Origin of the sequence: Tateyamaria sp. ANG-S1, from assembly GCF_000814025.1 — a bacterium.
GTDB lineage: Bacteria > Pseudomonadota > Alphaproteobacteria > Rhodobacterales > Rhodobacteraceae > Tateyamaria.
Window position 1 is genome coordinate 26598 of the sequence record NZ_JWLL01000006.1, and the last position, 12110, is coordinate 38707.

Annotated in this window: 14 protein-coding genes; 7 read left to right on the forward strand and 7 right to left on the reverse strand. The window is 59.3% G+C overall.

Features of this window, described 5'->3' with window-relative positions:
• Nucleotides 1–214: 214 nt before the first annotated feature.
• The 6 genes from RA29_RS11350 to RA29_RS11375 form a co-directional block, all read right to left on the reverse strand.
• Nucleotides 215–676, reverse strand: coding sequence for a hypothetical protein (locus RA29_RS11350; RefSeq protein ID WP_193743522.1), 462 nt, complete (start codon nt 674–676; stop codon nt 215–217).
• A 133-nt stretch (nt 677–809) separates the two neighbouring features.
• Nucleotides 810–1820, reverse strand: coding sequence for a hypothetical protein (locus RA29_RS11355; RefSeq protein ID WP_039686108.1), 1011 nt, complete (start codon nt 1818–1820; stop codon nt 810–812).
• A 78-nt stretch (nt 1821–1898) separates the two neighbouring features.
• Entirely contained in the window at nt 1899–2162 is a 264-nt protein-coding gene (locus RA29_RS11360; RefSeq protein ID WP_039686110.1) for a hypothetical protein, read from the reverse strand.
• Nucleotides 2159–2914 carry a hypothetical protein gene (locus tag RA29_RS11365; RefSeq protein WP_039686111.1) on the reverse strand — a complete coding sequence of 252 codons (756 nt, stop codon included), beginning with the start codon at nt 2912–2914 and terminating at the stop codon, nt 2159–2161. Before RA29_RS11365 ends, RA29_RS11360 begins: the two co-directional genes overlap by 4 nt.
• Nucleotides 2911–3996: a Rieske 2Fe-2S domain-containing protein gene (locus tag RA29_RS11370; protein ID WP_052249622.1), complete on the reverse strand. Its 1086-nt coding sequence runs from the start codon at nt 3994–3996 to the stop codon at nt 2911–2913. Before RA29_RS11370 ends, RA29_RS11365 begins: the two co-directional genes overlap by 4 nt.
• The gene (locus RA29_RS11375) at nt 3993–4364 is read right to left on the reverse strand and encodes a hypothetical protein (RefSeq protein ID WP_039687678.1); all 372 of its coding nucleotides are present in this window, start codon (nt 4362–4364) and stop codon (nt 3993–3995) included. The genes RA29_RS11370 and RA29_RS11375 overlap by 4 nt, the downstream gene beginning before the upstream one ends.
• Before the next feature lie 235 nt (nt 4365–4599).
• On the opposite strand from RA29_RS11375, the gene RA29_RS11380 reads away from it, so the two are divergent.
• The 5 genes from RA29_RS11380 to RA29_RS23220 all read left to right on the forward strand — a co-directional run bounded on the left by RA29_RS11380 (nt 4600) and on the right by RA29_RS23220 (nt 9875).
• A complete protein-coding gene (locus RA29_RS11380; protein ID WP_039686113.1) occupies nt 4600–5565 on the forward strand; it encodes a glycine betaine ABC transporter substrate-binding protein in 966 nt (321 codons plus the stop codon).
• A gap of 84 nt (nt 5566–5649) precedes the next feature.
• Nucleotides 5650–6684 (forward strand): ABC transporter permease subunit, encoded by a 1035-nt coding sequence (locus tag RA29_RS11385; RefSeq protein WP_039686115.1) that lies wholly within the window; start codon nt 5650–5652, stop codon nt 6682–6684.
• 1 nt (nt 6685) lies between these two features.
• Nucleotides 6686–7711 (forward strand): betaine/proline/choline family ABC transporter ATP-binding protein, encoded by a 1026-nt coding sequence (locus tag RA29_RS11390; RefSeq protein ID WP_039686117.1) that lies wholly within the window; start codon nt 6686–6688, stop codon nt 7709–7711.
• A gap of 311 nt (nt 7712–8022) precedes the next feature.
• Nucleotides 8023–9393: a hypothetical protein gene (locus tag RA29_RS23215; RefSeq protein ID WP_052249623.1), complete on the forward strand. Its 1371-nt coding sequence runs from the start codon at nt 8023–8025 to the stop codon at nt 9391–9393.
• A gap of 35 nt (nt 9394–9428) precedes the next feature.
• Complete coding sequence (locus tag RA29_RS23220) at nt 9429–9875, forward strand: recombinase family protein (protein ID WP_052249624.1); 447 nt, start codon at nt 9429–9431, stop codon at nt 9873–9875.
• Nucleotides 9876–9931: 56 nt separating this feature from the next.
• Here the strand turns inward: RA29_RS23220 and RA29_RS11400 are convergent, their stop codons facing one another.
• Entirely contained in the window at nt 9932–10948 is a 1017-nt protein-coding gene (locus RA29_RS11400; protein WP_342666409.1) for a LysR family transcriptional regulator, read from the reverse strand.
• On the opposite strand from RA29_RS11400, the gene RA29_RS11405 reads away from it, so the two are divergent.
• Together RA29_RS11405 and RA29_RS11410 are read left to right on the forward strand one after the other, a co-directional pair.
• On the forward strand, nt 10947–11249 hold the full coding sequence (locus tag RA29_RS11405) for a DUF1330 domain-containing protein (RefSeq protein WP_039686121.1): 303 nt from the start codon (nt 10947–10949) through the stop codon (nt 11247–11249). The genes RA29_RS11400 and RA29_RS11405 overlap by 2 nt on opposite strands.
• 54 nt (nt 11250–11303) lie before the next feature.
• Nucleotides 11304–12089, forward strand: a complete 786-nt coding sequence (locus tag RA29_RS11410) for a CmcJ/NvfI family oxidoreductase (RefSeq protein WP_241462592.1) — start codon at nt 11304–11306, stop codon at nt 12087–12089.
• The last annotated feature ends 21 nt before the right edge of the window (nt 12090–12110 follow it).

The window sequence follows — 12110 nt, forward strand, 5'->3', positions numbered from 1 at the left end:
CACGTGGCCCAGATCGAAAGTGGGCAGTGTTTCAAAAGGCGGCATGCAGTGCTTTGACGCAAGCCGGACCCTCTCTGCAAACATGTTCAACGCGTGGTCCGATAGCAGGTGTGCCTGGATTGCCTATCGCCCGTTGAATGCATTCGCAGGAGGGCCATCACGTTCGAAGCAATGCATGCAAGGACCCAGACTTGCCGTGCCTGATGCAATGAGATCAACGGTTTATTGCGCGCATAGCCTCCGGGTTGTTTATCGTATTATAGAGGGGCAGCGCGTCGGTCACTTCAGGAAAGCCGAGTGCGGTGTAGTCGATCATTTCGATCCGGGGCATCAGCGCCATCTTGTCCTGGAACGTGGCATAGCGGACCTGGCTGGTGCAGATATGCGTGCCCGCGCCGTCGTAGTGATCCCATTCGACCCACAGGGTCGAATATCCCTTGCGCGGCAGGCCCGATGCAATCACGCGGGGGGTGATCACCTGGATGTCGGCTTGCCGCGCGGCCTCACGGTAGAGCGTCATCGCCTCGATCAGCGTATTGGACGTGCCGAATACCAGAAGCTCGCCCTGGGTGTAGGTCGGCAGGGGGTAGGTGAAATGCCGCGCGAGTTGCTCAAGTTGGTCATTGCAAAAAGTGCGCGAAAGCATCGTCAGAAAACGAGTCGTGGACTGGGTCATTGCAGTCATCCAAAGCTGAGTTGTCGGGTGTATTGAGCGGTCAAATAGGGATCAGCTTGCCCTTGCGGAAGCGTAAAAACGACACTCGACGTCTCAAAATATCGCAAATGCGACGTTACGCTGCGTCACAGCATCAGCGCATCCAGAAGCCGTTGGACTTGATGCGGTTGCGGATGGCCTGTTCGCGCCGCGGCATGTCGTTCTGATCAAACAGCGCGCGCACTTTCGCGCCACGGCCCTGAAACACCATGCGCTTGATCGGCTCGTAGCCCTTGAGCACTTTCTTGATCTTGTTAGGGGCCGTGACCTCTTCCAGCGTGTCGATGACGGCCTGGCTTTCGCGGGCATAGAGCAGGGGGAACATCCGGTAGTGGCAGGTCACGTCGCCGTCCAGATGATCATGAACCGCACTGTCGCGCCCACCACCGAAGCAGTGGATCACAAGCGGCAAGGCCACCTGATCCAGCCAGGGGTCAAGGGACTGGCAAACCAGCGGGGCAGGCGGATCGTCGCGGATTGACAGGGCGTAGTGCAGAAAGCGTTCACCGAAGGCATGCGGGCATGCGCCAAAGAAGAAGCCCGCGTTGAAGTAGAGGTAGCGCTTCCAATATTCATCCGGCTCGGACAGGTCCAGGCTTGTTTCAAAGTCCAGATCGAAGCGGTCATAGAGCGACTTCCAGATTTCGGTGTAGCCAGGCCCGTAGAGTTCGATCTGCGGCCATGTCCCTTCGCGCCGGAGCGAGGCGGATGGGCTGTCGAAATCAAATGGCACTGCTGCCAGATCGCCCGTCACCAGCGTGTCGCTGTCGAAGAACACGAACGGTTCCCCCTTGGGCAGCGCAGTCAGCATCTCGATCTTGTTGCCGTAGGGATAGGCCTCGCCGAAGTGCTGGTTGGTGAAGGCTATGATCTCGGCCCCCATGGCGTCGAGGGCGTCCTCGACGTCTCGCGACATGCGCGGATCACGGGACCAGAGTGCGCTTGGCTGAGGCTCTGCGATCAGGACGCGGCCCTTGAACCCGGGGCTCTTGGCGCGCAGGGAGGCGACGAACAAAACGGCCTCGTACCCCAGCCGCCCGGCTTGGCCGACAAGGGCGATGTTGAACGTCTTGGGGTTTGCTTTCTTTGTGCTCTTGCGTGCCATGGGCCTGTTGGATCTGCGTTTTCGCGGTTTTGGCACCACTATATGCAGCGTGCTGATGCGGAAAAAAGCCCGAGATGCCTATTCCGGGGGCGGGTTCAGCAGATCGTAGAGCTTTTGCAACAGGGTCAGGATCAGGAAGGCGCCGATGGCCCAGATCAGCAATTCGAACGGGGCAAGGTCCGTGCCGCGCAGCCATTGGCCGACAAGGCCCCCTTGCGGCCGCAGCGCCTCGATCCCGAACAGCCCGTCGCGGGGCCAGAGGCGGAAGTCCCAGAAGCGGGAGACATAGAACAGGATCGCCCCGATCAGCGTTGCAAAGATCAGCCAGAGGGTACGTTTCATTCAGTCACCTCGATCGTGTCCACGTCGATTTCCCAGACCAGCAGGTCGCCGCGCTTGGTGATATCGCCCTCGGCCGTGATGAACCGGGCGATGTAGTCATAGGCTTCTGGCGGCAGGCGTGTGCCGTCCGGGCCGGTGACGAGCAGGAATTCCTCACCCAGCACAGGTTGCGTCGAGACAAAGATGGGGGGCACGTCGCCCAGAAGGCACAGGTTGGCGCAGGCCTTGTGCGCGAGGCCGCGACCGGGCCGCATGGCTCCGGCGAGGCATTTGCCGTCGCAAATCTCGCCCGCGAGTTTCCAGCGTCCTTGCGGTTCTGGTGTGATCTCGGGTGCGTCGCCCTCGGCGGCCTGCAGCCCATTCCGTCCGCCGCGGAGTTGCAGCATGTAGAGGTCCCCACGCTCCAGCACGACGCCTGAGACCTGCGCAAGTTGCCCACCGAGCGGTTCGGCGCGGCTATCGACGCCCGACTTGCCGCCCGCCGTCATCAGGAAACTGTCGCCCGGTTTGATGCGGTCATTGCCTTCGGTCACGTGAATGATGGGGTAGGGGGTCAGTTCCACCACGCCCGTCACGGTCTGGCGGCCATAGTCGAAGCGGAAGGCGCCGGGGCCGGGGTCGTCCTGTGCGGCACCCATGAGCAACCCTGCGCCGCCGAGGCCCGCAATCAGCAGGATACAGGCGGTCAGCAGGAAGGTGCGAAGGGGACCGGGGGCGGGCAGGTAACCGACGAAGAAGGGTTTGTCGCTCATGCTTTGGCTCCTTCCTCGGGCGTGTCCGGTTCGGGGGCCGGTTCCGGTTCGGGTAGGGGCACAGGCTCCACATAAGTGCCGGGCGGGTTGGCGTCGGGGTGCACCTCGACCATGTCGTCCATAACGCGCACGCGGTAAGTTGGCACCTTTTCGGTGAAGGGGGCGGGGGACCGGCCTGACCGGACATCATACTGAAACCCATGCCAGGGGCAGGTGACCAGACAGTCGATGATCTTGCCCTCGCCCAAGGGCCCGTTCTGGTGCGCGCAGGCGTTGGAGATGGCGCTCAGCTTGCCCTCCATCAGATAGACGGCCACACGGCCGCCATTGGCGAGCTTCGCGATCTTGGCATAGCCTTCGCGGAAGTCGCCCACGCGCGCCACTTCGGCCCAGGCGCCGTCCTTGGCCGCCGTCTCGCGGCGCTCCGACAGCCACGCCGTGATGTGCAGCACGATCACTGCCCCTGCACCCAACATGAACAGCACCGTAAACACGTGGTTCTTCTGGTCCTGCAGGATGCCGAGCGACACATGCGCCGCGACCGAGAAATAGGCGGCGTAGATCAGGTAATGCAGCCGTTTCCAGATGGGCGGCGTCAGGAACTTCAGCCAGAAGTCATGGGACGTGGCTGCCAGGATCAACAGGCAGATCAGGGCGAAAATGCCAAAGAGCTCAAAGGGAAAGCCCGCGATCTGACCCAGGCTTGCATTGGCATAAAGCAAGCCCACCAGCTTGTCCGTGCTGGAAAAGGCAAAGTACCAGTTCAGGATATACCCCGCATGGGTCAGCGCCACAAAGGCGGTCATGACCCCGAAATGACGGCGGTTGTAGAGAAGTGGCAGAAACCGGCGATCCAGCCGCGCCGCCGGACCAATGCACAGGATCACCGTCAGCATGACAAAGGCGCAGGCCCCAAAGGCCCGGGCATTGTGGATCTGTGGGTTGATGGCGCGCTCGTGGCTCAGCACCTCAGGCGTGATATAGAGAAACACCCAAAGAAACAGAGCGACACCGGCCAGCATGACCGCGTCATAGATCCACTTGTTCGGGTTCCACTGAACGGGGATGTACTTGACGCTCATTGGCTCGCACCCTCACTCAGTTGCACGGGCGCGATGTCCGCAGGCCATGTCTGGCGTACGCTCAGCCCCGCGATGGCAATGGCGATGATGCCCACGCTCATCAGGATCACGGCCATCCCGTAGGACGCCCGTACCGGGCGGTAGCGGTCGGCCCACGCGGCGCGCTCCGTCTCGATCTGCCACCAGCGCCACAGGACGAGGGGCCAGATCAACAGCACACCGGGGATCAGCAACGGGCGAAAAATGTAGGCCCCCCGCGCATCCTCATCGATCCGGTCAATCCCGACGGTCAGGAAAAGGGCGGCGACCAGTGCACCAATCATCCCCCATGTCTGCATCGCCATCACGAGGGCTGCTGCCACATCCATGGGTGTCATCCTTGCGCCGTTCCGTCGTTCCAACCCAAGCGTAACAACAGCGCAGGCGTTCCCCCAAGCCAAAACTGTCAATTTGCTCTGACAGGGTGAAATTGTGATCGCCGGATGCCCCCTGGCACGCTCCAATTGCACAGCGGCGCAGGTTTGGGGTGTATATTCGGGCCCGTTTGGGTCTATCACTTGCCCCGTATTCTGCGAAAATGCCGCCAGAACAGGGAGCAAAACCATGAAAAAACTCGCATTTGCCGCAACTTTGATGCTGGGCACATCCGCCGCCTCCATCGCCGCCGCCGACTGTGGCGAAGTGTCGATCACCGAAATGGACTGGGCCTCGGCCGCTGTCGTGACCAATGTCGCCAAGTTCTTGCTGGAGCAGGGCTATGGCTGTTCCGTCACCGTCGTGCCGACGACCACCGTGCCGGCCATGGCCTCCGTCGCCGAAACGGGCGAGCCTGACATCCTGACCGAACTGTGGACCAGCTACACCGAGGTCTACGAAGAGCTGCGTAGCGAGGGTAAGCTGGTCGAGATGTCCAAGGTCCTCTCTGACGGCGGGGTCGAGGCGTGGTGGATCCCCGATTACCTGGCCGAAGCGCATCCCGAATTGAAAACCCTTGAAGGGATCAAGGCGAACCCGCAACTGGTCGGTGGCCGTTTCCACGACTGCCCGTCGGGTTGGGGCTGTGACATCACCAACCACAACAATTTCAAGGCATCCGGCCTTGCGGATGCGGGCGTCGAACGGTTCCAGCACGGTTCTGGCGAGACGCTGGCAACCGCCATCGCCGCCGCTTACGAGGCCAAAGAGCCCTGGTTCGGCTATTACTGGGCACCCACATCCGTGCTGGGCAAATACCCGATGGTGCAGGTCGAAATGCCCGCCTATGACGCCGATACCCACACCTGTAATGGTCTGGAAGACTGCGCGACACCCGGCCTGTCTGCATACCCCGTGTCCAATGTCGTGACGGCCGCAACCCAAGCCTTTGTCGACCGTGAGCCCGAGGCCGCAGCGCTGATGCAGAACCTGACCTTCACCAACGCCCAGATGGGCGAGGTGCTGGCGTGGCAGGAAGCCAATGAAGCCTCGAATGAAGAGGCCGCCGTGTACTTCCTGACCACCTACAAGGATGTGTGGGGCAGCTGGTTGAATGACGACGCGAAGGGAAAACTGTCGGCCCTGCTGCAGTAAGCTCAAGCGCCGGGGACTGCCCCGGCGCCACTCGCCCCGCTTGATTGCTCAGGGGCGCAAGATCAAGAAACGTGAGGGGACGACATGGCGGCCTATGACGGCGTGTTTGACGGGCTTGGCCTGCGCGACTGGTGTGACGAGGGCAAGGAAGACGCGCCCATGTCCATGGCCCAGCTTCTAGCGCAAAGCGGTGGCGGTGATGCAGCTGCAGAGACGAACGGCCTGCCTTTCCCATCGCTCGATGTCCTGCACGAGGCCTGCGGACGCATCGGCCAGACCCGTGATCTGACCGCCGGGATCGAACAGGGATTCCTGTCGATCCGGTCCGAGTTGAAATTCGTCCTCGACCCGATCACGCAGCCGCTAAGCTGGATGCTCGACGGCACGCTCTGGGTGTTCCAGTCCGCGCCGTGGTGGGTGATGATCCCCGTCCTGCTGCTGATCACATGGTTCGTCAGCCGTTCGAAATCCGTGACCACGTTCGTGGCACTTGTCCTGCTCTTCTTCGGCTTCATCGACCACTACGAAGTGGCGATGCAGACCCTGGCGATCGTCTTTGTCTGCACTGGGTTGTCGGTGCTACTGGGCGTGCCCATCGGCATCGGCATGTCGAAATCGGATACGGCTCAACGCACCATCGTGCCCATCCTCGACCTGCTGCAAACGCTGCCAACATTCGTTTACCTGATCCCGCTGATCTTCCTGTTTTCCGTTACGGAATCAAAGCTCTACGGTATTGCCATCATCCTTTACGCTATCGTGCCTGTGATCCGCCTGACCGACCTTGGCATTCGGCTAGTGGACAAGGATGTGATCGAAGCGGCCAATGCCTTTGGCCTCACTGCATGGCAAAAACTCAGCCGCGTGGAACTGCCGCTGGCGCTGCCAAACATCATGGCTGGCGTGAACCAGACGATCATGATGAGCCTTGCGATGGTGGTAATCGCGTCCCTCGTCTCCGCCCCCGGTCTTGGCGTGCTGGTCCTCCGCGGCATCCGCAATCTGGAACTGGGCGTGGGCATTGTCGCGGGCCTTGGCATCGTCCTGCTCGCCGTGATCCTTGATCGCGTGTCCAAGGCCGCACTCGCCCGTGTCGACACCGCGCGCAAGGAGCACTGAGATGACGGCCAAGGTGTCCCTCCGCGGGCTCTACAAGATTTTCGGCCCCAATGACGCGGCCATGGTGCAGCACGTCAAGGCGGGCATGGACAAGGCGACTTTGCTGGAAAAACACCGCCACGTGCTGGGCCTGCGCGACATCAATGTCGATATGCAACCGGGCGAAATCACGGTGATCATGGGGCTGTCCGGCTCCGGCAAATCCACCCTGATCCGCCACCTGAACCGCCTGATCGACCCCTCGGCGGGCGAAATCCTAGTCGATGGGCAGGACGTGATGAAGCTGGGGCAGGCGGCCTTGCGCGATCTGCGCCAGAAACAAATGTCGATGGTGTTCCAGAAATTCGCGCTTCTGCCGCACAAAACGGTGCTGGAGAACGCGCAACTGCCGCTGAGTGTGCAAGGCGCGGACAAGGCCAAATGCGACGCGGAAGGGCGCAAATGGCTTGCACGCGTCGGGCTGGAGGGCTTCGAGGACCGCTACCCGGCACAACTCTCCGGTGGCATGCAGCAACGCGTCGGCATCGCCCGCGCGCTCACTGCCAACACAGACATCATGCTGATGGACGAGGCCTTCTCGGCCCTCGACCCGCTGATCCGCACCGACATGCAGAACCTGCTGCTCGAATTGCAAAAGGAACTGCACAAGACCATCGTCTTCATCACCCACGATCTGGACGAGGCGCTGAAACTGGCCGACCACCTCGTGATCCTAAAGGACGGCGCGGTTGTGCAGCAGGGCGAGCCGCAGGGCATTCTGCTCGCCCCGTCAGACCCGTACATCGAAGACTTCGTCAGCGACATCAACCGCGCCCGCGTGCTGCGGGTGCGCTCGGTCATGAGGCCAGTGAACGGCGCCGAATGCGACGGAGAGGTCGAGGCATCAAAGAACCTCGAAGACATGATCGCCCTTACGGGCGGAGACACCAACCTTGTCTACAAGGTGACGGACAGGGACGAGGTTGTTGGCCAGCTTGACATGAAAGATCTGGTAAAAGCGCTCGTGCCGCGGGTGTCCGGTCAATAAGCTGAAGGCAACGGCATCACGTTACCTTGTCTCATGTGACGGCAGCTATCCCGACAATGCGGCACGGGCAATTGTGCGCAGCATACCTTGACATGAAGACCGGCAAAATACACTTTTGAGTTGTATTCTGCCTGGAAATTCATTGCATTCATAGGGGATTGCCGTGACCGATTATCAGGTTTTTTACAAGCTATAAAGATGCCTCGGATGCGACAATTCCGGATACAGTAAAGGCCATTTCCGTCATAACCGGTGGCGGCTACCTGATCGACTACGTCCCTGATACCACATCTACTAAAGACCCCGAAGTCATGCTGAGTACAAACGGCAATACAAAGCACTGGTCGCCCAGCAACGAGGTGACACCGCAGCACTGGGGCGCTGCGGCCGACGCAGCCGCCGACGAACCCACCGACGACTTCGTTGCTATTCGGTTGGCGGACAGATGGGCTGCAAAGCAACGCCGCCCGCTGGTCGGACGCGGCCAATACGCCATAGGATCAAGACTGAACCTCAGATCCGAACGTGCTGAACTCCGCCTAAAACTCCTGGACGCGTTGCGTGTTGGAAACGTGGACAGCGGTCTTCCACCACAAGGCAACTACGCAGTAACGGTGGGATCATTCTTTGCCCAAGGCGCAGCACATAGATATCGTTTCATCATCGACGGCAGCAATATTCACGGGAAAATTCGCAAAGGTTGGGATGCGAGTTCGGGCAAGTTTCCAACAGAATACTATACCGGCGAAGCCGACTCCGGTGACGAAACAAAACCACCATTCCAGGTTGATCAGTGGTACACCATCCTTGAACCGCGCGATACGAATTTCACAGACATTGGCGCCGAGGTAAGTGCGCAGGGGGTCTTGTTTAAGGCCACTGTACCTGGTTCTGGCAGTGGCACAGCAATTCTGAGAAAGCGCGAAAAAGTCGAACCAGATGACGTATTCATCGTGACCCTAGCCGGCACGGTCGATGGTCAGGACTTTAATGTGGGGGACAGGTTGCGTGCGTTGATCACCAACCCGTCTGACATTTTTTATGCCGGAAGCTGGGAAAAGGTAAATCCACTGATCGCATGTCGGGTCAGTGGCTTGGCCAACCCTTTGAATGACATCAATGTGCAGGGTGTCAATTGTGATGTCCTCGTGAAAGTGTTCGGCAACAGCGAGCGGCTGAACGTATTTGCAAGCGGCGATGCCTGCGGTTGCGTTCTTTGGGAAACGCAGGACGGCTCAAGCACCCCGGACAGCAACACATACTCAATTCGGGGATCGCAGTGCGTTCAATGGTACAAGGCCGACGGCGCTCTGGTCAGTGCCGTCGATTTCAATACGCAAAACAGCCTCAACACCTCTTTCGATGTGCCCTGCGTCGAGGATCGGGGGCCCCGCGTGAGGCAATACTCGGGTATTATGCGCACCAACCACAGTTCCGTTCTGATGACGGGGGTGGATGTCTTTGTGCCGGATGTGGCGGACCCGGTCCGAAAGATGCCAAACCTCATGTTCGATCTTTGCCTAGAGGGCGCGATGCGCACCAGGTCCCAGATCGGTGGCGGCGATCAACCCGTATTGCACATCGCAGAAGCACAGAACCTGTCTGGAAACCTCTTATCCGCATACCGGTCAATGGCGCCCGCTTCGACGAAGTCACCGGGAGCACGCTGGCACTTAAGCTGACAGGTGTATCCAGGGATCGGCCCGGTCTACAAGAAATGCTCACATTCTGCCGTGAGGGCGACGCCGTGGTGGTTCATTCATTGGACCGATTAGGTCGTGACATCCGGGACCTCCTGAACATCGTTGAGGAACTGAACGCAAAGGGTGTTGCGGTTGAGTTTTTGTCAGAACGGCTGAAGTTCTCCAGGGATGACGACGATCCGTTGGCCCGGCTCCAACTGCACATGTTGGCCGCCTTTGCACAGTGGGAGCGAAATATTGCAAAGGCCAGGCAGGCCGAAGGTATCGCCCGTGCCAAGGCTCAGCATCCAGAGAAGTATCAAGGTCGTCCAGTCAGTATAGATGCTGAGCAGGTCAACCGGCTGAAAGAACAAGGGCTCGGCGCAACTGCAATTGCTAAGAAGATGAGAGTTGGACGGGCATCAGTTTACCGGCATCTCAGACGTGCTGCTGCACAAGCTGCCCAGCCGAAGGGGAGATAGGCTCTGGAACGAAAGTCAGACAGACCAACGTATCGATCAGTACACCGGACCAATCATCAGTAATCAGACCACGTTGGGTTCTTTCCGATCCGTTCTATCAAGAAATCCATAAACACCCGCACCTTTGCCGACAGAACATTGGTCTGCGGATAAATCAGCCAGAGTGCAGTGTCTGCCACGCAGGTGTAATCGGGCAGGACGCGGACGAGTTGGCCTGCGGCCAGTTCTTGATGAACGCTCCAAAGGGAGTTTGGCGCAATGCCAGCACCGGCCATCGTCGCGACTTTGTGGCTATGGCCGTCGTCCATGATCAGGTTACAGCGGCCTATGCGTGGATCAAAGTCAGCATGGGTACCGTCATCTTTGGTCATGCGGTGTGGCATGTAATTTCCGAATGCTACCAAGTGATGGTTTTGCAGGTCGTCAGGTGTTTGGGGGTGTCCATGCTCGGCTAAGTATCCCGGCGAGGCACACAGAACGCGGGTGTCATCAGCCAGTTTACGGCCCCGAAGGCTTGAGTCTTCAAGAACGGCATTCCGGAGCGCCAGATCGAAACTGCCATCAATCAGGTCGAATTGCTTGTCCGACAGCCGCATGTCCAAACGCAGGTCCGGGTGATCTTTCGTGAAGTCCGGCAAGATCGGCGCGATGTAGAGTTGGGCGAAGGTGCTGGGAGCCGTGAAGCGTAACGTGCCGGACACCCGTGCTGCGCCCTGGCCAAGTGCCGCTCTGGCAGCATCCTCACGGGCCACAATGTCTCTGGCATAGGGCAGAAATTCCAGCCCTTCGGTCGAGAGTGCGACCTTTCTGGTGGACCGATGTAGCAGGTCGGCCCCCACACTTTTCTCCAGCTTGCTCATCCAAGCACTAGCAACCGATGGGGCCAGCCCAAGTTCCCGCCCGGCCGCGCTGATGTTTAGCTTGTCGGCAGCCAGCACAAAGAGGCGCAGGGTATCTGTTTCCATTATTATATCCAAAACCGGAATTATATTTTCAGATCTGACCCAGTTTATTCCGGTTTTGCAATGGTCGATATCTATGCAGGACAAACGATCCAACAGGAGATACCCCATGGCCTACTATTCCGTTCTCGCCGTCACGCCATCCAGCGAAGACTGGATTCCCGACTACCTGCCAACCGCGAACAAGCTCGTGGCCAAGCATGGTGGCAAGTATCTCGCCCGCACCGCATCACATGAACAGGTGGAAGGCGGTGAGCAAGCCGCCGCACTCCGCATCATCCTGGAGTGGCCATCCAAAGAGGCGGCGACGAACTTTATGAATGATCCTGATTACAAACCGCATCTCGATGCCCGGACCGCAGGATCAGAAAGCTACCACTTCGTGATCGAAGGCAAGGACGACCTTGCCTGATTGGCTGATCTGGGCCCGGCGCATCGTACCGGGCCCATTGCAACGAGGACATTCATGATGCCACGCACTGCGACGGTGAATTACCATGTTCATGCATCAGAGCGGCAAGCCTACCATATCGACGCCGGTGGTGTTGTCGGGAAGATCATCTCGCCAGAGCACGACGTGACCGAGGTCCAACTGACCGATGTCCGCACCGATGGCGGAGTGAGTTTTGACCAAGACAGTGTTGGTTTCCTGACCGCGCCCTCAACCCTGACTGCCTTCGATCAAGACCGTGCTTGGCAGGAGACCTATGACCAGGAACTCACGAACCTGCTCAAACGTGAAGTTGGAGCAACTGAGGTCATCATCTTTGACCACACCGTCCGTATCGATGACCCCAACGCCACGCGCAAACCGGCCCGCAATGTCCACAGCGATTACAGCCCCGAAGGCGCACATCACCGGCTGATCGACATACTGGGTGAGGCGAAAGCTGCTGAATGGTCAGATGGACACTACGGTTTCATCAATGTGTGGCGTCCGGTGGAAAACCCGATCAACTCGGCTCCTCTGGGCTTTGTGCGGCCCTCCAGCGTGGCCGACGAAGACTGGCTTTTACTCGATCTCATTTACCCTGACCGGCGGGGACACATCATGGGGCTGGTTGGGAACCCGAACCATGAATGGGTGTATCAATCCCGTATGACGCCCGACGAAGTGGCGATGTTTAATATCTACGACAATCGGGGCAAGGCGTCGGTGGCCCATTCGGCGCTAGACATGATTGAGGACCCGACGATCACCACGGTCCGGCAAAGCATCGAGAGCCGCACTTTGGTGTGCTATGGACACTGAGATGGTAGATACCCAGATGAT

Excerpts from the sequence above, each read along its gene's own strand:
- RA29_RS11410 (WP_241462592.1), top strand. The coding sequence starts at position 11,304 with ATGATGCCACGCACTGCGACGGTGAATTACCATGTTCATGCATCAGAG.
- RA29_RS11355 (WP_039686108.1), bottom strand. The coding sequence starts at position 1,820 with ATGGCACGCAAGAGCACAAAGAAAGCAAACCCCAAGACGTTCAACATC.
- RA29_RS11370 (WP_052249622.1), bottom strand. The coding sequence starts at position 3,996 with ATGAGCGTCAAGTACATCCCCGTTCAGTGGAACCCGAACAAGTGGATC.
- RA29_RS11375 (WP_039687678.1), bottom strand. The coding sequence starts at position 4,364 with ATGGATGTGGCAGCAGCCCTCGTGATGGCGATGCAGACATGGGGGATG.
- RA29_RS11390 (WP_039686117.1), top strand. The coding sequence starts at position 6,686 with ATGACGGCCAAGGTGTCCCTCCGCGGGCTCTACAAGATTTTCGGCCCC.
- RA29_RS11360 (WP_039686110.1), bottom strand. The coding sequence starts at position 2,162 with ATGAAACGTACCCTCTGGCTGATCTTTGCAACGCTGATCGGGGCGATC.
- RA29_RS11380 (WP_039686113.1), top strand. The coding sequence starts at position 4,600 with ATGAAAAAACTCGCATTTGCCGCAACTTTGATGCTGGGCACATCCGCC.
- RA29_RS11385 (WP_039686115.1), top strand. The coding sequence starts at position 5,650 with ATGGCGGCCTATGACGGCGTGTTTGACGGGCTTGGCCTGCGCGACTGG.
- RA29_RS23220 (WP_052249624.1), top strand. The coding sequence starts at position 9,429 with ATGCTCACATTCTGCCGTGAGGGCGACGCCGTGGTGGTTCATTCATTG.
- RA29_RS11400 (WP_342666409.1), bottom strand. The coding sequence starts at position 10,948 with ATGGGGTATCTCCTGTTGGATCGTTTGTCCTGCATAGATATCGACCAT.
- RA29_RS11405 (WP_039686121.1), top strand. The coding sequence starts at position 10,947 with ATGGCCTACTATTCCGTTCTCGCCGTCACGCCATCCAGCGAAGACTGG.
- RA29_RS23215 (WP_052249623.1), top strand. The coding sequence starts at position 8,023 with ATGCTGAGTACAAACGGCAATACAAAGCACTGGTCGCCCAGCAACGAG.
- RA29_RS11365 (WP_039686111.1), bottom strand. The coding sequence starts at position 2,914 with ATGAGCGACAAACCCTTCTTCGTCGGTTACCTGCCCGCCCCCGGTCCC.
- RA29_RS11350 (WP_193743522.1), bottom strand. The coding sequence starts at position 676 with ATGACCCAGTCCACGACTCGTTTTCTGACGATGCTTTCGCGCACTTTT.